Genomic DNA, 18,762 nt, shown 5'->3' on the forward strand with positions numbered 1-18,762 from the left:
TTATTAATCGGATGAGGATTGAAGAATGCAGGTTGAATGGGAAAGATGCTTGAACTACCTCCATGGAATGCTGTCGGATACGGTATTCAAGACATATTTTGCACAGACCAAGCTCGTAAGCCAGACCCCAGGGCACGCCGTCATCGCTGTGCCTCCCGGACTTGATGTCAAAGTCTATGCCGCTTACAAGGATCTCATCCGTCTCGCATGGAAAGATGTTTCGCACGACGAAGCTCCTGTAGAATTCGAATTCCAGCCGCAAGACGTGTACCAGCCGCAAGTTAGCGCTTCGGAAAATTCTTTCCGCGAATTTATCAAGCCGAGCGTTCCGCTTTCGGGCAGTTTCCGTTTCGAAAATTTCGTCCCGGGCGACAAAGCCCAACTTGCATTCAACGCAGCACTCGCTGTAGCAAGGAATCCGGACGGAACGCAATACAACCCGCTATTTATCTATGGTTCGTCAGGCCTTGGAAAAACGCACTTGCTCCAGTCCATCGGTAACTACATTCTCGAAGAAGATCCGACCAAGCGCGTCATTTACCTCACGTCCGAAGATTTTTCGCAGCAGTACATGAAGTGCCTGCAAGAAAAGCGCATCACGGAAATGTCCGACTTCTACCGCAACGAAGTGGACATTCTCTTGATTGATGATATCCAGAACTGGACAGGCAAGTACGAAACGCAAAACGAATTTTTCTTGATTTTTAACGCGCTGCATCAGGCTGGCAAGCAGATTGTGCTCACCTCTGACGCCCCCGCTGCCGAAGTCAAGAACCTCTCCGACCGCCTCGTGAGCCGTTTCTCCTGGGGTTTAACGGTCGACATCCAGCCGCCTGACGTCGAAACGCGCGAAGCAATTCTCCACAAGAAGGCCGAAGAACGTCACCTTGAAATCAGCGACGAAGTCATCCGTTACCTCGCTGAAAACATCGCAAGCAATGTGCGCTGCCTCGAAAGCGCCATCATCAAACTCACGCTCCAGTCGAGCCTCATGAGCCACGATATCGACATGAACATCGCACAGAAGGTCGTCACCGAAATCGCCCCGACACTCCGCCGCCGCGTAAGCCTTGACGCCGTGCTCCACGCCGTATCGCAGCACTACGAAGTTCCCGAAACCAAGCTCATCGAACCTGGCCGCGGCACCAAGGAAATTTCGAAGGCACGTCAAGTCGCCATGTTCCTCATGCGCGAGCTCTCCCCCATCAGCTTGCAGAGCATCGGTTCCCGCTTTGGCGGCAAGGACCACTCCACCGTCGTGCACGCCATCAAGAGCGTCAAGAAAGAGATGGAAACCGATCCGAGTTTTGCACGCTTGATCGAAAGCCTCAAGAACACCATCCACGACTAGGATCTAGAATGTAAAGGCGAGGGCGCAGTGCGACATTTTACAGCAATCGTTTTCTGCGCACTGTTTTTAATCGCCTGTTGCGAGCCGAATCCGGCTTTTTTCGCAGAAGAAAATTCTGGACTTCACACCACCATTTTAAGCGATAGCACAGGTCGAATCATATCCACCGACCTTTATCTCGATTATCCGGCAGATTCCTTCTTGACCGAATTCGAAATTGGCGATATCGTAACTGTAGCAATTATCGGCTACGACACCCTTGAAATGCCTGTCGTAGAATCAACCAACGATGTGCCCATCGCAGGCTTTTCGCTTTCAGCCGTAAGCGGTTCACAGTACCTAGTTCTAGCAATCCATTACGGCGAACCCGCAGACGTCCTTAAAATAACCGATGCAAAAACACCCATAGAAGTCATCGTGACTCTTAAAGACAAAGGCGGTTATCTATTCGGCCTTGATATCATGCGCCATGCACAATACATGTCCGCCTACGTAGAAAGCTACCCGGATCTTTCAATTGAAGAATTTGCAAATTTCCGCGAAGTCCGCACCACAGGCATGGGAACAAACAAACTCTACCGTTCATCAAGTCCCATCAATTTATCGCTCGGTCGCTACCTCTATGTCGATTCACTTGCGAAAGAAGCTGGCATCGCCACATTTATCAATTTAACAGACACCGAAAATGGCGCCAAATCTTACAAGGGCTTTGAGAGCACCTATTACTCGACGCAAGACGCCGTCTTTTTATCGATGCCCGTAAGATTCTTTTCCACACCATTCAAGGAAGGGCTTGCAACAGGGTTCCGCTACATGATTGAACATGAAGCACCCTATTTAGTGCATTGCACCTACGGCATGGACCGCACAGGTTTTACGATTGCAGTTCTGGAAGCGCTGATGGGCGCCACCGCCGAAGAAATTCAGGCTGACTATGCAAAGACATTTACCAATTACTTCAGTGTCTTCGATAGCAAGCAAGTCGCCTTGAACGAAGATCAAGTCAATTTTTTCAAGGATGTTGTTCTAAGAAATCTGCGAGCGGTCTATCACGCCGAAGGCATTGACGTTCCCGACACAGGCAATGCGGACTGGGCTTTCGCTACAGAAAAATACTTGCAAAGACTTGGAATGACGGCAGAAGAAATTTCAGCGTTAAAAGAAAAGTTAAAGTAAATTAATCCAAATAAAGTCTATTTCCAAGCAATTGTAACGGCCGCACCGATATGCTTACCGTTTAGCGTGATATCATCATCGTTTTGTTCACGGTTAGCATCAACACGGAATCCATCGACCTCATCTGTACCACCAGCAAAGCCACCCGCCACCTTTATTGAAAAGCCAACCCAAAAGCATTCTGAAGCCTTCCAGAGTTTTCCAACATCAAATTCGACAAACGTTTCTGAATCCCCGTAATTCATCCCATATTTGTTCCAAGCTTTCTTATTGCCAAACAGAGGAACTCCTTTTAATGTCGCCCCAATAAAAATGCCATTAAAAGGATTCTGTTCGTTTATAATGGGATACCACTTGAGACCAAATCCCCAATAAGCTCTAAACCTTATATCACTCTCAGAAAATTCTTCACTATCACGCGAATAAATCTTATAACGATGTTCACCGGCAGACCAAAAACAGCCAAAGTTCAAATACAAGGCAACCCGTCTTGCAAAACCGATACCAATTTTAGAATCAAGCAGAGGACCGCCCCCTTCAAAAGAATAGATATCGTAATAAAGGTCCTTGTCATAAACCATTTCATCACGTTCTAAGTCATGATAATAGTTTGTCTTTGATTTGGTCTTGTAATCCATTACCGAATACATTCCACCAACGGAAAGTTCAAAATACGGATGAAGAATCTGGAGGAATTTTCGGTCTTGCAGCGAAACTTCAAATAAACCCGCTGCAGAATACGCCACTAAGCAAAAAATCAGTACGGCAATGCGCTTCATCATTCCTCCTTGACATTGAGGACGGCATAGTCCACGAACTTACCGCAAGCAGTATCTTCAGGAGCAAGGAAAGTCTCAAGCGAATAATCGCCGCTGACCTTTCTTTCATCAAATTCAGCTATGTAGAACTTTACTTCATCCGCAAATCCACTGGAATCGGTCTTTGTTTTAACCTTGTATGTGGGCAGATCAACTTTCTTGTCACCGCAGAAAAAACTAATAGCAATAGTAAAATCAAAGCTTTTGCCAGCATGCTCCTTACCATAGCAATAATCAGCGAAAAAGAAACTGGCTTCCCCGCCATTTTCAGAGGTACGGCTATATTTGGTAGCAATCAGCGAATCATTGCTGTAGACTCGCATTTCTAACGAATCCACGCTAGAAGGCTTAAGTGCTTTAACATACCCAGGATTGTAATCATAATCATACGCAGGATCACAAGCCATGTAGCAGCAACAAAGCCACACGTAAGTAAGCAAACACAATTTTATAGACACTCTCATACTCATAAATATAAACTATAAAAAGAAAAAAGCCCACCGAAAATTTTAACGGTAGACTTTTTACAATCGCAACTCAAGCGATTTCAAGGTTGCATTAAATATTACTTTTCAGTTTCTTCACGAATAACTTCATAGAACATATCCGCCGCCTTTGCACGAATATCTTCTTCAAGCGCATCAATATCGCGAGCCTTCGAATTAAAACTTGCAATCAACTTGTTATTGGAAGTTCGATAAAGTTCAACAGAGATTGTCAAATTTTTGCCAAACGTTCCGATTCTCGCCTGCGAGACATAATCGGCACTGATATTTTTTCCAGTTTCAACAATGCAAGACCCTTCGCACTCCTCAAGAGATTTATCCGGCGGGAGCATTTCAATAATGTTCTCACGGGTCATAATGGTAACATTCAGTTTCGAATACAAAGCCCTAACCGCTTCTTCTCTCAACACGTTTGTTATAAACTGGGCTTCATTATATTTAAGGACACCACCAGAAGCCGATTCAAGAACGGCAACAAAAATCGGACGAGTTGATATTTTCTTTTTTGGCTGCGGTGTTACAGTCTGCTCAATTTTTTTGTTTGCACTTTTTTCAGACTTAACGTTACTGGCAACATCAGCAGGTTCGCCCCAAGGATCAACCGTCGGTTTTGTATCATCAAACGTTGGGGCCGGGCAATAGGTTGGCTCATAAGAATAATATGTATAATAACCACCAATAGCATCTACAAGAACAAACGGCCAGAACATAATATCCAATGCCAACATACCGCCTCTAAATCGCGATGCATAGCACTGGGCCAATTTAGGATTGCTCACCCGCAAAAAATTATACTCGGATTTCGTAAGATTCGGTGAGCTTACGGAAAAGACCATTGCGCAAGATTCGAAAATCGAACAACTTATAAACAGCACAACAATTGTGATGAAACTTTTCAAAAATCTACGCAAAATTTTCTTCTCCTGTTAGCGTCAAAAAAGAACACACTTCGTAAAATAAAAAAAGTTCCCCTTTGCTTAACACAAAGAGGAACAAATCCTACCAATTACAAGCAATGAGCTCTCAAATCTTCGTCGCTCAAGGTGCTGAGGTATGCAGGCGGAACGTCGAGAACAGTCTTGCAACCGATCTGGCCGTTAGCCTTCATACGCAGCGCTGCGCGGGCGTAAGCCACAAGAACGCTCGTCGTGAATTCCGGGTTGGAATCGAGCTTGAGGCTGTATTCGATCACGTGCGTGTGTTCCTTGTTCATGCCGGTCTTGCCGGTACGGATCACGAAACCACCGTGAGCGAGGCCGCTGTGGTTCTTGTTGAATTCTTCTTCGCTGATGAAGTTGACCGTGGTGTCGTATTCATCGAAGTAGTTAGGCATCGTCTTGATGGCATTTTCGATGTAAGCCTTGTCAGCACCTTCTTCGGCAACCACGTAAACGAGACGGGTGTGCTTCTGGCGAGTGGTGAGTTCCGGCATGGAACCGCTACGCACGGCTTCGAGAGCAGATTCCACCGGGCAGGTGTACTGCTTAGCATTCTTCACACCCTTGATGCGGCGGACAGCGTCGCTGTGGCCCTGAGAAACGCCCTTGCCCCAGAACGTGTAGTCCTTGCCTTCCGGAAGGATAGACTGAGCATACACGCGGTTCAAGCTGAACATACCCGGGTCCCAACCGACGGAGATCATAGCAATCTTGTTTGCACCCTTGGCAGCAGCGTCAACAGCAGCGAAGTGCTGCGGGATCTTGGCGTGCGTGTCGAAGGAGTCGATCACGTTGAACATAGAAGCATACTTCGGGGTGAGCACCGGCAGGTCCGTAGCAGAGCCACCGCAAATGATGAGCACGTCAACCTTGTCCTTCCATGCTTCCATTTCAGAGACGTTCAACACCGGAACGCCAGCCGTCTGGATCTTGACCGTCGACGGATCGCGACGAGTGAAAACAGCGACGAGTTCCATATCCGGAGCCTGCTTCACAGCGCATTCCACACCGCGACCGAGGTTACCGTAACCGAGAATAGCAATCTTTGCCATAAAATAATCCTTGTTAAAAATTTTTGCGTGGAAAATATAGGAAAGTAGGAAGTATGAAGTAGACTGTAAACAGTGAAATTCATGTAAAATTAGTAGGTAAAAAAAAGCGCACCCGAGCCGGGTGCGTTCTCCAATTTTCGTGTTAGAAAGTCCGCGCATTTCGTACAGCAATGCAGCAATTTTCATGCAACAATGCCGCGCGGCCTACAAACAATTAGTCGAGCGTGTGGACCAAGAGACCGTCGCGGAGCTTCGGTTCAAACCAAGTGCTCTTCGGCGGCATGATTTCGCCAGCGTCGGCAATGCTCATGAGCTGATCGAGCGTGGTCGGGTACATTGCAAATGCGCAAGCGCATTCACCGCTATCGACGCGCTTTACAAGTTCGCCGAGACCACGGATACCACCGACAAAGTCGATGCGCTTGGAAGTACGCGGATCGTCAATATCGAAGAGCGGCTTCAAGATAAGCTTCTGGAGGAGAGCCACATCGAGGCTGTCGACCGGGCCAAGGTTCTTGAGGAACTTGTCCTTGAACGTGCAAGCATACCACTTGCCGCCCATGTAGAAGTTCACCTGATTCTGCTTGCTCGGGCTCTGCATGCTCGGCAATTCTTCGATGTCGAACACAAGCTTCATTTCTTCCATGAGCTGTTCCGGCGTGCGGCCGTTCAAGTCCTTAAGCACGCGATTGTAGTCCAAAATCTTGAGCTGAGTGCTCGGGAAGAGGATAGCGAGGTAACGGTTGTATTCTTCGTTGCCCGTGTTCTTCGGATTCTGTTCGGCGCGGTAGCTGGCAGCGCGAGCACCAGCAGCACTGCGGTGGTGACCGTCAGCAATGTAGCTTACCGGAATTTCTTCGAAGGACTTGCGGATAGCTTCGATTTCAGCATCATCGTCGATGACCCAAACCGTGTGGCCAAAGCCGTCGCCCTTGCTCACGAAGTCGTAAACAGGCTTGCGCTTGGTCACTGCACCGAAGATATCGAACTGGCCGTTGTCGCGGTAAGTGAGGAACACCGGACCCGTATTGGCGTTCGTGGCGAGCACATGGCGCAAACGGTCTTCTTCCTTGTCAGCGCGGGTAAGTTCGTGCTTCTTGATGGTGCCGTTGAAGTAGTCGGCAGCCGGAACGCAGCACACAAGACCGTACTGTTCGCGACCGTTCATCGTCTGGCGATAAACGTAGAGGCACGGCTTCGGGTCGAAAGCGATCACGCCGTCTTCGATCATCTTGTCGAGATTTTCACGAGCGTGGGCATAAACCTTCGGATCGTAAGCATCGACAGAATCCGGAAGTTCAAGTTCGGCACGTGTCACGCGCAAGTAGGAGTGCGGAAGGCCCTCAGCCATAGCCTTGGCTTCGGCGCGATTCATCACGTCGTAAGGGAGCGCAGAGATAGTCTCAGCTTCAGCCGGGTTCACCGGACGCAAAGCCTTGAACGGATAAATGTGCATCATAGGTTTCTTTCCTTTGTGTGCTTCTTTGATTAAAACTTCATCTTCGGCAATCAAGTTATGGATATAACCCGTCTTTGCCGCAATCCATTTTTTCTTCCTGTAACTTACGATGAAATAAGCTAGAAAAAAGAAGATGGCGCCGCCAATAGCCGCGACAATTGTAATGCCAATCATGAACGCCAACAGGTGGTCTGCAGCATCATTCCACAAATGTCCAATCACTGTCGTAAAATTCTTGAACGAAAGCCCCTGGAATTCTTCAAGAAAATCAAACTTAATCGCCTCGGGATGGACAATCTTGCACCCGAGCATATAACCCGTCGGGTAGAAAAATCCGAACTGAGTCAGCGGGTTTGCCACAAACGACGAGACAATCCCCGGCACCTTCGGAAGACGGAACAAGGCACAGAACGCAACCGTCAAAATAATGGCGACACCAATCGTCGGCCAAATGCCAATAAAGACACCCGCCGCGACAGACCATGCTACCTGAATCGCATCTTGCCTGCGAGGGAACATCCTGTTATAGTAGATGCGGCTCAATCGCTTGTATTTGGGTTCTGTCGTCCTCTTTCTTTTTACCATATCACCTCTTAAATAACCGAGCCAAAGATAGTAAATATAGACGAGAGACTAAAGACTAGAGACGAGAGTAAAGCCTTTGTTCTACAAAAGGGGGAAGACTCCCCCTGATTGCAGCCCCGGCTAATCCTTCAGACAACGCACAGAAAACCCGTTGTTCGGGTGGTCGTAGCTCAGGGTCGCATAATCGCTACCGTAGCTCAAGTACATGCGGTAGGCGACGTTGGCAGCGAGCTGCGAGGCACTCCAGAATCCGGCGTAGCCACCATCGTTTAAGAATTCGACGTTGTCGCCATCGACTTTCCTGCTGCCGACAGGAAGCGCAGAAAAGCCATACGCATCTGTTCCATTACCACGATTATACCAACCAGTCTGCGACTTGAGGAACTTGCCAGCAGTTGATTCTTCACCCACTGCTGTAAACAAAGTGTTCCATTCAGCACGCGTCGGCAGGTGCCAGCCTTCAGGGCAAATACCCTGAACTAAGATCGTTGTGCCGCGCAAAGCGAGGCCGCATTCCTTGCCATAACCGCAGTCCTGTGGGTTGTCGGCATCAGTTGCAAGTTTCACCGAATCAATGGCCGCCGCCCAAGAATAAAGACGCCCCGCCACGGCACAGTTTTTAGGTTCATCATTGTAGCACCAGGACCAATCATATTTAGTATCGCCAGAACCACCCTGCCCTGGATCAAAGTTCAAGTTTTCGGCCATCCAGGTCTGGTCACCTATCTTTACGGTCTTGTAGGTTTGTCCGTCGCGGGAGTCAATCATGGTGCCATAGGCAATATCCGGATTGAAGCGACATTCTTTAGGAACATTCCAACTCCAGCCCGTTTCGCCTTCCAAAAGAGCCGAACAGTTCAATTCTACTGATGAACTGCTAGAAGGCTCTTTTTCACTGGAACTACAGGATCCTATCGTTCCTTCGGAACTCCAGGATGACGACGAAAGGGCGCTGCTGGATTCTTCGAGGCTATCGCCATTCAGAATGACGCTGGACGATGATTCAACTTTTGGGCTACTAGAAGAACTCTGAATATCTTCGGAATCAGATAATCCATTGTCACTTGGAGCGCTAGTACCGCCACAAGCCGCAAGCAAGAGCGCACTAGAGATTGCAGCAACAGCAACGCTTCCTCGCAACGACTTTTTTCCATCACACAAAGTTTTCATCAACGACATAGGCTCCCCTTATGCAAAAGATCTTTTCTTTCAAATATAATTTATTTGATTCTATTAGAGTAGCCTTGTTCCGGTGTCATCAGCATCCGTTAAATTTCTAAATTTCATTCCATGAAACACTTGATTTCGAAAGAAGGCTTTGAAAAATTCAAGGCAGAATGGGAACATCTCAAATACGTTGAACGCCCGGCAATGATCAACCAGGTGCAAGCCGCCGCTGCCGAAGGCGACCGCAGCGAAAACGCCGCCTACACGTACGGGCGTATGCGCGTGCGCGAAATTGACCGCCGCTTGCGTGAACTCGACCGCATTTTGGATGGCGCACAGATTGTCGAAAACGCCGCCACCAAGGACGGTTCCATCCGCTTTGGCGCCACAGTCAAGATGATTGACAAGAAGACCAAGCGCGAAAAGGTTTACAGCATCGTCGGAGACAAGGAAATCGACCCGCTCCAGGGCCGCATCAGCATGAAGTCCCCCATCGGCGAAGCCCTGCAAGGCAAAAAAGCCGGCGACACCGTCGAAGTCCAAGCCCCCCGCGGAAAGATCGTTTACGAGATATTAGAGGTTAGTTACTAGTTATTAGTCATTGGTCAATAGTTTAAGTTAGGCACCAAAGGTGCGTTTTCTAATCCAAAACAAATAGCGATTGACCATAATCTAAATATTTAAGCCAGCTAATTTTCAAAATAATTCAACTAAAGACTATTGACTAACAACCAATGACCAACTTCATCGATACTCATTGTCATATTGATTCTTACGAGCGCCATGCGGGCGAATCCTTTGACGCACTTTTAGAGCGTTTCCAAACTGCCAGTTTCACAACCGAACGCAGTTCCGCTAAAGAAAAAGCGGCCGCATCCAAAATAGCACAGCCAGAAGCATTCATTCACGTTGCCTGCGACCCAGCAGACTTCGACCGCGCCCGCGAACTCAGCGAAAAATATCCATTCGTCTACACCGCTTACGGCATCCATCCCGAATACGTCGAAACAGAGACCACCGAAGACGAAGCACGAATGATGGAATTTTTGCAGCACCCCAAATGTGTTGCCTGCGGAGAATTCGGTCTCGATTACCATTACGGCGCCGAGACAAAGGCCGCACAAGTCAAACTCTTTGAACGCCATTTGCAACTTGGTATCGAAAGCGGCAAGCCTCTAGTACTCCACCTCCGCGAAGCCGATGAAGACGCCCTCGCCGTGCTCCACACCGCGAGCCTCCACAACCGCAACGTTCACGTTCATTGCTTTACAGGCACGCCCGAATTCGTCGAACAGCTCCTTCAGCTAGACGCAAACATCTTCGTCGGATTCACGGGAATCGTCACGTTCAACAACGCGCAAAATGTCCGAGACGCAGCAGCGCTCGTACCGCTCGACCAGATGCTTTTGGAGACCGACGCCCCTTACATGGCGCCCGTCCCCTTCCGCGGCAAGCCCTGCCACTCCGGCTACATCCCCTTTATCGCCGACAAGCTCGCCGAAATAAAAAACGTGACGGTAGAAGAACTCTACCATCACAGTCGTGAAAACACGAAAAAATGCTATGGAATTTAAATAGCCTTTAACAAGAAGGCGATGCCGGCTCGGTGGCCGGCATGACATGATTAGCACTTAGGCCTTAACGCCTTTAGCTTCTGTTTCAGTTTCGAACGTCGAGCCCATAATCGGGGCATTGTAATGTTCATGCATATACTCTAGCGCCATATCCGTATTAAGCGGCTTACTAAAGTAAAATCCCTGAATCAAGTGGCATCCTTCACGATAAAGGAAGTCCAACTGTTCCTTGGTTTCAACACCTTCTGCAATGAGGTCCAAGTTCAAGGACTTTGCAATACCAATCACCATGCGAGCAAACGATGCATCTTCTTCGTTATCAGCCACATGATCCACAAAGTACTTGTCCATCTTGAGCGTATGCACCGGATAACGCTTCAAGTACGAAAGTGAACTGTAACCCGTTCCAAAGTCGTCAATCGAAATCTGGATGCCCATATTCGAAAGGGCTCGCATAATTTCAATCGTCTTGTCCGCTTCGCACATCGCCGTATATTCAGTAATTTCAAGCTTCAAGTTGCGCGGATTCAAGTTCGTCTCCGTCAGCACACGGCGCACATCATCAACCATGGAGTCCATCGAGAACTGCTTTGCCGAGAAGTTCACCGCCACTTGAATATCCTTGAATCCCATATCGACCCATTGCTTTGTCTGGCGGCAAGCCATGCGCAAAATAAGGGCACCCATCGGCACAATAAGGCCTGTTTCTTCGGCAATCGGGATAAATTCAGCAGGAGAAATAATACCACGTTCGGACTGGTTCCAACGCACAAGGGCTTCGAATCCCACGATCCTGTTACCCGCCTGAATATCAACAATCGGCTGGTACATAAGAACAAATTCTTGAGCCTGAATAGCTCTGCGAATTTCGAATTCGAGCTTATAAAGCTTCATCGCCTTTTCGCGAATACCACCGCTAAAGAACTGGATTCCGCCGTGGTTAATGCCTTTCTTCATATCGCGAAGGCTTGCATTTGCATTAGCGAGGATATCTTCGACACAATCAACATCCTGATTTATAACGATTGACATCGAAACGCTAATATAAAGATCCTTGCCTTCCAAAAGAATTGGAGACTTTACTTTATTATGAATATTACGAACAAGAGGTATCAAATCGTCATTCGGGTCGCGGCTCTGGATATTGTGCAAGATAACCGCAAAAACGTCCGGTCCAATACGTGCAACGCAATCATCCGGGCGTGCAATAGATTTTAGGCGATCTGCAATCGTACGGAGCACATTATCGCCAATATTGATGGAATAAGATGCATTGATGGCACCAAAGCTATCGATATCCAAAAGCGCAACTGCAAAAACATAGTCCGGACGCTTGGCCGCAATATCGACATCCATCTTTAACTTTTCAAGGAAATACTTGCGGTTGAAAACGCCAGTAAGCGCATCTTGGTACACGTAATTATAACGTTCGCGTTCTGCAGACTTGCTATCCACGGCTTCCTTCAAAGAACCAATAACGCGAATCGGGCGACCCAAGTCACTGCACTGGACACGTCCGCTAATCACAAGTTTTGCATTTTTCTTAGATGCATCAAGCAAAGTCAAATTGCAAGAGAATGTTCCAGAGTTCTGTAAAGCGGCATTCAGCTGTTCGCGGAAAGCGTTCCAATCACTTTCAATCACGCGCTTCTTCAACGGTTCAAAAGAATCTTCGAGTGTCGTACTTTCGGAAGCAAGCAACTTTGCGATGCGATTCGACCAGTAGACCTTCCCCGACGCCACATCAAACGTCCAAAAACCATCCGACGACACATCAATCATCATCTGGAACATTTCATCTTTTTCAAGAAGATCCTTTTTAAGATCGCGAATCGGTTCCACAACCTTAGGTTCTGGAATATCGACATCATTTCGCATTTTGTTGCTATCTACTGGGAATTTGTAAAATAGGGCGACATACGCTAAAAAAACAATCGCCAAGAAGTATGGTATAAAATTATACGCGTGTTCAGCAAAATTCAGAATATCCGGGATAGATTCTGCAAACAGGAAACACGCCAACAACAGCGCAAAGCGCAATACCACATGTTCATCAAATAATCTCATGTCAACCCAATCTTTTATTTACACCTAAAATAAGTAGAATATTTACAAATAGAACAATGCGAAAGAATTTAGTAATGATTTGTTTACTCCAATTTCTAGTATTCCAAGTTGGAATAGGTAGTGTGTTAAACGACAAGGACACTTGCATAGCCAATATCGCAAGTGCCCCCAATTCCTGTATTTGAATATAGTCTAAAAAAAACAGAAAGTAAAAATTTTTTAGAAATTGATATTTTTGTGTTGTAAAAATCTAAATAAAATAACAACAAAATACGTTTAGAACCAATAACTACGCGGATTTGTGATTCACGTCACAAAATTTACATATGTAAAAAAGTTTCAGAGGCTCACCACTCCGAGACACTTTTTTTCACTTTTTAAAATTTCCACACTCTTTTTTCCGTCTGATTTCCAGTCGAAGCAATACCAGAACATAATCAAAGAAAAACTCAAGTGGAACACATTGTTTCGTAAATTTCAGTTTTCATTAAACTAATCGTTACATTTTTATTATAAAAAAATGTTCACATTGTAACAAGCAGAATGCCAAAAAAGATATAATCCATCCTTACCTTTTTTACAGAAAGCAACAGCCTGTTTCTTGATTTCACGATAGCGCGTTGGTATATTTGACTCCGTAATCGAACAAAGGAGAATCAATGACGACTCAAGATATTTTGAAGAATATTCGCGAAAAACACAACCTCACGCAAGATCAGATGGCAGAACGCATTCACGTGACTCGTCAGGCCGTTAGCCGCTGGGAAACCGGCGAAACGCAGCCGAACACCGAAATGCTCAAGGTTTTATCGAAGGAATTCAACGTTTCAATCAACACGTTGCTCGGTGCACCACGCCAGCTCTTTTGCCAATGCTGCGGTATGCCGCTCGGTGATGATGCGATGATTAGCCGCGAAACGGACGGCAGTTTCAACGAAGATTACTGCAAATGGTGCTATGATGGAGGCAAATTCGCTTACACCAGCAAAGATTCACTGCTCGATTTTCTACTATCGCACATGCCGAACCCCGAAAACACACCCGATGCAGAACGCCGAAAATTCTTCGATTCGCACCTTTCGCAACTGAAGCATTGGAGATAATTACAGTTTCTTTTTTGCTCAAGCCATCTCATTTTGAGATGGTTTTGTTATATTAAGGACATGGAATGGAACGAAGAACAGCTTAAAAAACCGCGTTTAATTGATATCCCCATCGCCCACGACCAACGTGGCAACTTGAGCGTTGTCGAAGGCGGCGAGCTGATTCCTTTTGATATCAAGCGGTTGTATTACCTGTACGACGTTCCGGGGGGAACAACCCGCGGGGGCCACGCCCACCGTAAACTCCGCCAGCTAATAATTGCCGCAAGTGGCAGTTTTGACGTGATTCTAGACGATGGCAAGACGCGTTCCAAGTATTCGCTAAATCGTTCATACCACGGACTTTACATTCCAACAATGCACTGGCGCGAAATCGAGAATTTCTCTTCGGGTGCAGTTTGCATGGTACTCGCTTCCGAGCACTACGACAAATCCGATTACATCTATGAGTATGAGGATTTTGTGAAAGAAGCTACTTCTCGTATCTAGCGTTCACGCAAGCGGTTGCGCCGAAAGATTCCTTGTAATGGAGCAAATCTTCGTTCAAGAAGTTTCCTCCATTTTCGGTCGAAATACCCCATGAAAAATGTTCAAAGCCTTCTTCAGCCGCTTCGCGCAAAGCAAAGAGGTTCATGGGCGTGGTATGATGGAACTCGCTGAAACTTTCATCCGGTGAAATGTATTGATCATGCAAGACATGAGTTCTATCGAAAATGAATTGCATCATGCCGCAAACATAACGGCCTTTGAAGAACAAGCCTCTAAAGCGCAAATTTTGCGGAATTCGCTTTTTAAGGTCAATGAGTTCTTCAGCGGAATGCACCGGTTTGGTATTATGCTTTTCTTTTGAAATCACAAGGAACTTGTGGAACGTCCTTATGTCTTCGTCACTTTCGATAGCGCGATATTCCCACTTTTCAGATTCCGGGAGCGCATCGATAAACTTTTGCGCGTAATTCCAAAGACGTCTTTGGTTGCGGTTGCAATTTTCAAACGGATCGACACCTTTCGAAAGCGAAGTTTGGCTACTGAGCTCTGTATGGCGCGTGTAGCCTAAATGTTCCAAAACGTATTCGAGCAAGTCCGGGCTTTCTTCGGCAAAAAGCGGCGGCGTTATCTTTAACGTGACGTGCTTAAAATTGGCCGTTAGGTACTGATCCGCTTCTTGAAGGATTTCAAAAAGCCTCGCGCCCGTGTAATACGATTTTGAAATAATGGGGCCGCCAAATGTCGAGCCCGCATGCGAAACAAACGTGCCGTCCTTGACAACGCCCGGAAAATACGCAACTATAGTTCCACTTTTTTGAAGTGCAAAACTGGCATCGTCAAAACGGCCAGCGGGATGATAGTTCAAAAAACGCCTTGTCTGCAAAAAGGTGCCATTCACCGATTCCGATTCCACGAAATGGTCAAATCGCTGGTCTAGTTCAGGGCTATAAGGCAAAATTTCGTACATATCACCTCCGGCGTAGTACTACTTGGACTTCTTAGAGTTTTCAGCTTTCGGCGCATCAGCCTGTTCTGCATTCTGCGCGGCCTGCTTTGCAGCCTTTTCAGCAGCATGTTCCAAGCGAGCGGGCTTGCCTGCCAAATTGCGGAGCAAGCCGAACAATGCAGAAAGTTCGTTACGCGTCGGGTGCAAGCGCTGCAAGAGCGTGTTGAGGAAGCTATCGCGCCAAGCCTGATCATGATACTGGCCCGTGAGATAGCGGTCGAGGAACTTCTTGAAGCCGTCAATCTGCTGAATGGTTGCAGGACCCGTTTCGGCAACGCCTCGCGTTGTGCGCTTCGCGCGGCCCTCGCCGTTCGCGAGTGCCCCGGAACGGCAAAGCTCGTACAAGCTAATCGAGACCGCCTGTCCAAGATTCAAACTCATGAGTCCCGGCACCGGAATTTCGCACTGGTACGTGCAAGCATTCACTTCTTCAAGCGCAAGCCCGCAAGATTCACGACCGAACACGAGTGCAATCGTTCCATCTTCCGGAAGCATATCAGACAAGTTCTGCACCATCGTATGCTTGATGGAGCTTGCAAAAATGCGGCGGCTATAAGCAACAGCGCAAGAGCAATCGCCAATGGCATCTTCGAACTTGTGGACTACTTTTGCGTTATCCAGAATATCATGGCTATTGGCGGCCGTATGGTAAGATTTGTCCAAGACTTTGTCGCGCTTCGGATAGACAATATAAAGTTCCGGCAATGCATAGCAATGCATGGCTCGTGCGACAAAACCCACATTGTGCGGGTGTTCCGGTTCAACAAGTACTACTCTAAATTTACGCATATTAGTTATTAGTCATTAGTTATTGGTCATTGGTTATATTTTGTTTGAGCTTTGTAAGCATTTTGCCTATTGAATGAATTTTTTCAAGCAGCTCACTTAATTCGTCAACAATATAACCTAGCTTCTTAGATATAATCATTTGAGTCTCTAATTCCGCCAAAGATCCTTGAGCAATTGATAAAAAATGAGCAAATTGCTGGTGATACTTTCTAGCTTGACCCTCAGCTATATTACTAGGTACAGAAACAGCACATCGTCTTATCTGTGAAACTAGTCCATACATTTCTTCTTTAGGAAATGATTTTGTCAATGAATAAACATCTACTGTTAATTCAATAGCCTTTTGCCAAACAAGTAAATTTTTAAAGTTGCTCATAAAACTATTTCCTTGCAATTATCTATTGACCAATGACTATTGACCACTGACTACCCACTTAAATCCTTTTCCGCGGATTTCGTTTTCGATGGTCTCGCCAGGTTGAATTTCGGCACCTTTAAAAATCACAGAATGAGCGATTTTCACACCGTCTGGAATTACAACTCCAGGTTCCACAACCGCTTCATTCTTGTCGCGGCCACATTCCGCCAAGCGCGCTTCCACAGCAGCCATGAGACCTTCGGGCGAACCCATATCAATCCACGTAGCATGCAACTGCGACATGTCGACAAACGGCGCACGGCCTGCAGCAATTTCCTGTTTCCAAAATTCACGGATATCGAACTCGCCATCGCGAATCCGAGACAAAGCCTCATCGCTATACCACGAAATTCCAGAGAATGTCGCTGCCGTTCCTGTATCGGCACCGAAACGCCCGGCAACGCCTGCAAGGCAACCATCAGCACCCACGCGGAACGTATTCACCTTCGGAAAATCGACCGCCAGGAGCGCCGCCTCACAGTGGTTCGAGCCATCAGCCTTCCCCGCCTCGTATGCAGCTCGTGCATTCCGCACAAACGCACCCAAGTCAAAATTGCAGTACGCGTCGCCATTCATAATCAAGAGACCACCGCGATACCCCGCCGCATAAATCCGGCGCAACGGGCCTGCAGTCCCGAGGATTTCTGGCGTTTCGACCCAGACTTTTTCGAAGCCAAGGCGTTCGCCTTCACTTACAATCTGGTCGGCCAGATAATGCGCATTCGCGTGCAAGCGAACATCGCCAAGCGACTTCGCCCGCTCCATCTGGATTTCGAGAATGCTCTTGTCATAAACGCGAACCAACGGCTTCGGGATTTCCGACGTCAAAGGTCTCAGCCTTGTGCCAAGCCCCGCCGCTAAAATCAACACATTCAATTTATCATCAGCTCGCGTCATAACACAGCCTTAATTAGACCATTGCAGCGCTAAAGGAGGCGTTGCAGATAAGCGTTTCGCCCTGCCAGATTTCGCCAGTGTACTTGTAGATGCCATGACGAGCCATCACAAGCGTAGCCTTGAGCGTCAAGTCCTGCGGCGGAATCACCGGAGCGCGGAAACGGCAGTTTTCGACACCCATGAATGCCGGGCGCTTGCCTTCGACATCGGCCTTCTTCGCGATCATCGTCAAAAGCGTTGCAGCCTGAGCCATGGATTCAATCTGAATCACGCCCGGAAGCACCGGATTGTTCGGGAAATGTCCATCAAAGAACTTTTCCTTGCCCGTCACGTGCCAAACAGCAACGATAGACGATTGGTCACCTTCGGTGATTTCCTGAATTTCGTCCACGAAAGCAAACGGAGCCTTCTGAGGGAGGAGGGCATGTACTTGTTCTTCATTGTAAAGCATAGGGCAATACCTTTTCTAAGATTGTTCTGTGGCTCAAATGACCACCGTTAATGATTTCCAGACGAACTTTCGGGAGTGCGGGTTTTGCAAAGCAAAGGTCTCCCAACAAGTCGAGGATTTTATGACGAGCAGGTTCTTCGGCAACTCTAAACGAGGCATTCGCCGCCGCAGAATCGTCGAGCAAGAGCCCACAGGATTCATCCACCCCGCCAAGCAACCCTGCTTTGCGGGCTTCGTCAAATTCGTTTTTTAAAATAAAAGTTCTCGCAGCAAAGACATTGTACAAATGCTCTGCTGAATAAATCGAAACGCTTGCCGCAGACGTAAAATTGCACACGCCATCGTTACGCTCTAAAACGTATTCCACTTCGAACGTTTCGCTCGGTGTAATTTTCACGGAACCGTAAGGTTTGGAATCATGGCGATCCGTGCGGAACAAATCCCATTCAGCATGCACCGGAGCATCGTAAAACGCAAGTTCTTCGGGAACGCCCACATTTCGGCGGAGCGCCAAAAAGAACGGAAGCGCACTACCATCCATCAAAGGAATTTCTGCCGCAAAACCGTTGTCACTTTTTTCATTGCAAGAGACATCCACCACAAAGCGGCGAGACGGCCACATCAAAAAAACAGGTGCAAGGTGTTCCGGAGACGCAAGTTTCAACGCATTTGTACTTTCGCCCGATTCATAAATTGCGGTACGGGCCACGCTGAACTTCAAATCAGCAAAGCACTTCACGCAATCGGTACTGTAAAAAGGATGACCGCCCACGCGCCATTCGACGCGAGGCTCCAGTTGCGGATTGTACTCCTGGACTTCAATTTTTACGTTCGCCTTGCCGTAAGACAGAGACGCAGAATTAAATTCGCATTCATGCGAAAATTTACGAGAATCTTTTTTCATTTAGATAACGGG

The 18,762-nt window shown here is 47.3% G+C and carries 19 protein-coding genes and 1 pseudogene; 6 read left to right on the forward strand and 14 right to left on the reverse strand.

The features are described 5' to 3' along the window. Nucleotides 1–25 precede the first annotated feature (25 nt). Both dnaA and BUQ91_RS06180 read left to right on the forward strand, forming a co-directional pair. A complete protein-coding gene (gene dnaA, locus BUQ91_RS06175) occupies nt 26–1,351 on the forward strand; it encodes a chromosomal replication initiator protein DnaA (protein ID WP_074208539.1) in 1,326 nt (441 codons plus the stop codon). Between the two features lie 27 nt (nt 1,352–1,378). Further along, nucleotides 1,379–2,527, forward strand: coding sequence for a tyrosine-protein phosphatase (locus tag BUQ91_RS06180; RefSeq protein WP_074208540.1), 1,149 nt, complete (start codon nt 1,379–1,381; stop codon nt 2,525–2,527). A 17-nt stretch (nt 2,528–2,544) separates the two neighbouring features. On the opposite strand, the gene BUQ91_RS06185 is transcribed toward BUQ91_RS06180, so the two are convergent. The 7 genes and pseudogenes from BUQ91_RS06185 to BUQ91_RS06210 form a co-directional block, all read right to left on the reverse strand. Further along, nucleotides 2,545–3,309, reverse strand: a complete 765-nt coding sequence (locus BUQ91_RS06185; protein WP_175566609.1) for a hypothetical protein — start codon at nt 3,307–3,309, stop codon at nt 2,545–2,547. Beyond that, entirely contained in the window at nt 3,306–3,803 is a 498-nt protein-coding gene (locus BUQ91_RS06190) for a hypothetical protein (RefSeq protein WP_175566610.1), read from the reverse strand. The genes BUQ91_RS06185 and BUQ91_RS06190 overlap by 4 nt, the downstream gene beginning before the upstream one ends. Before the next feature lie 107 nt (nt 3,804–3,910). Continuing rightward, nucleotides 3,911–4,579, reverse strand: coding sequence for a hypothetical protein (locus BUQ91_RS06195; protein ID WP_074208543.1), 669 nt, complete (start codon nt 4,577–4,579; stop codon nt 3,911–3,913). A 278-nt stretch (nt 4,580–4,857) separates the two neighbouring features. Then, a complete protein-coding gene (locus BUQ91_RS06200; protein ID WP_074208940.1) occupies nt 4,858–5,841 on the reverse strand; it encodes a diaminopimelate dehydrogenase in 984 nt (327 codons plus the stop codon). 214 nt (nt 5,842–6,055) lie between these two features. After that, entirely contained in the window at nt 6,056–7,300 is a 1,245-nt protein-coding gene (locus tag BUQ91_RS06205; protein ID WP_348536624.1) for a DUF1015 domain-containing protein, read from the reverse strand. Nucleotides 7,301–7,399: 99 nt separating this feature from the next. Beyond that, nucleotides 7,400–7,885: pseudogene (locus tag BUQ91_RS16040) on the reverse strand (DUF2062 domain-containing protein); the annotation flags it as partial. A 120-nt stretch (nt 7,886–8,005) separates the two neighbouring features. Next, on the reverse strand, nt 8,006–9,064 hold the full coding sequence (locus BUQ91_RS06210; protein WP_074208545.1) for a fibrobacter succinogenes major paralogous domain-containing protein: 1,059 nt from the start codon (nt 9,062–9,064) through the stop codon (nt 8,006–8,008). A 111-nt stretch (nt 9,065–9,175) separates the two neighbouring features. Here BUQ91_RS06210 and greA point away from each other — a divergent pair, with 111 nt between their 5' ends. Together greA and BUQ91_RS06220 are read left to right on the forward strand one after the other, a co-directional pair. Then, nucleotides 9,176–9,643, forward strand: coding sequence for a transcription elongation factor GreA (gene greA / locus BUQ91_RS06215; RefSeq protein WP_074208546.1), 468 nt, complete (start codon nt 9,176–9,178; stop codon nt 9,641–9,643). A gap of 143 nt (nt 9,644–9,786) precedes the next feature. Continuing rightward, nucleotides 9,787–10,626 (forward strand): TatD family hydrolase, encoded by an 840-nt coding sequence (locus BUQ91_RS06220; RefSeq protein WP_074208547.1) that lies wholly within the window; start codon nt 9,787–9,789, stop codon nt 10,624–10,626. Between the two features lie 57 nt (nt 10,627–10,683). Here the strand turns inward: BUQ91_RS06220 and BUQ91_RS06225 are convergent, their stop codons facing one another. Continuing rightward, nucleotides 10,684–12,693: a putative bifunctional diguanylate cyclase/phosphodiesterase gene (locus tag BUQ91_RS06225; protein ID WP_072830490.1), complete on the reverse strand. Its 2,010-nt coding sequence runs from the start codon at nt 12,691–12,693 to the stop codon at nt 10,684–10,686. Nucleotides 12,694–13,352: 659 nt separating this feature from the next. On the opposite strand from BUQ91_RS06225, the gene BUQ91_RS06230 reads away from it, so the two are divergent. Next, nucleotides 13,353–13,796 carry a zinc ribbon domain-containing protein gene (locus BUQ91_RS06230; RefSeq protein ID WP_072830488.1) on the forward strand — a complete coding sequence of 148 codons (444 nt, stop codon included), beginning with the start codon at nt 13,353–13,355 and terminating at the stop codon, nt 13,794–13,796. 60 nt (nt 13,797–13,856) lie between these two features. Beyond that, nucleotides 13,857–14,285 (forward strand): sugar 3,4-ketoisomerase, encoded by a 429-nt coding sequence (locus BUQ91_RS06235; RefSeq protein ID WP_074208548.1) that lies wholly within the window; start codon nt 13,857–13,859, stop codon nt 14,283–14,285. On the opposite strand, the gene BUQ91_RS06240 is transcribed toward BUQ91_RS06235, so the two are convergent. Genes BUQ91_RS06240 through BUQ91_RS06265 form a run of 6 tightly spaced genes read right to left on the reverse strand, consistent with a single transcriptional unit; the run spans nt 14,269 to nt 18,750 of the window. Continuing rightward, nucleotides 14,269–15,252, reverse strand: coding sequence for a GNAT family N-acetyltransferase (locus BUQ91_RS06240; protein ID WP_074208549.1), 984 nt, complete (start codon nt 15,250–15,252; stop codon nt 14,269–14,271). The two genes, BUQ91_RS06235 and BUQ91_RS06240, sit on opposite strands and share 17 nt — an antisense overlap. An 18-nt stretch (nt 15,253–15,270) precedes the next feature. Next, nucleotides 15,271–16,080, reverse strand: a complete 810-nt coding sequence (locus BUQ91_RS06245) for an RNA methyltransferase (RefSeq protein WP_072830482.1) — start codon at nt 16,078–16,080, stop codon at nt 15,271–15,273. Between the two features lie 19 nt (nt 16,081–16,099). After that, nucleotides 16,100–16,456 (reverse strand): four helix bundle protein, encoded by a 357-nt coding sequence (locus BUQ91_RS06250; RefSeq protein ID WP_072830480.1) that lies wholly within the window; start codon nt 16,454–16,456, stop codon nt 16,100–16,102. A 36-nt stretch (nt 16,457–16,492) separates the two neighbouring features. Continuing rightward, on the reverse strand, nt 16,493–17,395 hold the full coding sequence (locus tag BUQ91_RS06255) for a sugar phosphate nucleotidyltransferase (RefSeq protein WP_074208550.1): 903 nt from the start codon (nt 17,393–17,395) through the stop codon (nt 16,493–16,495). Between the two features lie 13 nt (nt 17,396–17,408). Continuing rightward, nucleotides 17,409–17,846 (reverse strand): 3-hydroxyacyl-ACP dehydratase FabZ, encoded by a 438-nt coding sequence (fabZ, locus tag BUQ91_RS06260; protein WP_074208551.1) that lies wholly within the window; start codon nt 17,844–17,846, stop codon nt 17,409–17,411. Beyond that, nucleotides 17,833–18,750, reverse strand: a complete 918-nt coding sequence (locus BUQ91_RS06265) for a UDP-3-O-acyl-N-acetylglucosamine deacetylase (RefSeq protein WP_074208552.1) — start codon at nt 18,748–18,750, stop codon at nt 17,833–17,835. Before BUQ91_RS06265 ends, fabZ begins: the two co-directional genes overlap by 14 nt. Nucleotides 18,751–18,762: the final 12 nt, after the last annotated feature.

The sequence above is a fragment of the Fibrobacter sp. UWB11 genome (assembly GCF_900143015.1).
Taxonomy (GTDB): Bacteria; Fibrobacterota; Fibrobacteria; order Fibrobacterales; family Fibrobacteraceae; genus Fibrobacter.

Bases quoted from the DNA above. Each gene is read 5' to 3' on its own strand.
- BUQ91_RS06220 (WP_074208547.1), top strand. From the start codon at position 9,787: ATGACCAACTTCATCGATACTCATTGTCATATTGATTCTTACGAGCGC.
- BUQ91_RS06200 (WP_074208940.1), bottom strand. From the start codon at position 5,841: ATGGCAAAGATTGCTATTCTCGGTTACGGTAACCTCGGTCGCGGTGTG.
- BUQ91_RS06245 (WP_072830482.1), bottom strand. From the start codon at position 16,080: ATGCGTAAATTTAGAGTAGTACTTGTTGAACCGGAACACCCGCACAAT.
- BUQ91_RS06210 (WP_074208545.1), bottom strand. From the start codon at position 9,064: ATGTCGTTGATGAAAACTTTGTGTGATGGAAAAAAGTCGTTGCGAGGA.
- BUQ91_RS06195 (WP_074208543.1), bottom strand. From the start codon at position 4,579: ATGTTGGCATTGGATATTATGTTCTGGCCGTTTGTTCTTGTAGATGCT.
- BUQ91_RS06255 (WP_074208550.1), bottom strand. From the start codon at position 17,395: ATGACGCGAGCTGATGATAAATTGAATGTGTTGATTTTAGCGGCGGGG.
- BUQ91_RS06185 (WP_175566609.1), bottom strand. From the start codon at position 3,309: ATGATGAAGCGCATTGCCGTACTGATTTTTTGCTTAGTGGCGTATTCT.
- BUQ91_RS06235 (WP_074208548.1), top strand. From the start codon at position 13,857: ATGGAATGGAACGAAGAACAGCTTAAAAAACCGCGTTTAATTGATATC.
- BUQ91_RS06225 (WP_072830490.1), bottom strand. From the start codon at position 12,693: ATGAGATTATTTGATGAACATGTGGTATTGCGCTTTGCGCTGTTGTTG.
- BUQ91_RS06250 (WP_072830480.1), bottom strand. From the start codon at position 16,456: ATGAGCAACTTTAAAAATTTACTTGTTTGGCAAAAGGCTATTGAATTA.
- greA (WP_074208546.1), top strand. From the start codon at position 9,176: ATGAAACACTTGATTTCGAAAGAAGGCTTTGAAAAATTCAAGGCAGAA.
- BUQ91_RS06205 (WP_348536624.1), bottom strand. From the start codon at position 7,300: ATGATGCACATTTATCCGTTCAAGGCTTTGCGTCCGGTGAACCCGGCT.
- dnaA (WP_074208539.1), top strand. From the start codon at position 26: ATGCAGGTTGAATGGGAAAGATGCTTGAACTACCTCCATGGAATGCTG.
- BUQ91_RS06230 (WP_072830488.1), top strand. From the start codon at position 13,353: ATGACGACTCAAGATATTTTGAAGAATATTCGCGAAAAACACAACCTC.
- BUQ91_RS06240 (WP_074208549.1), bottom strand. From the start codon at position 15,252: ATGTACGAAATTTTGCCTTATAGCCCTGAACTAGACCAGCGATTTGAC.
- BUQ91_RS06265 (WP_074208552.1), bottom strand. From the start codon at position 18,750: ATGAAAAAAGATTCTCGTAAATTTTCGCATGAATGCGAATTTAATTCT.
- fabZ (WP_074208551.1), bottom strand. From the start codon at position 17,846: ATGCTTTACAATGAAGAACAAGTACATGCCCTCCTCCCTCAGAAGGCT.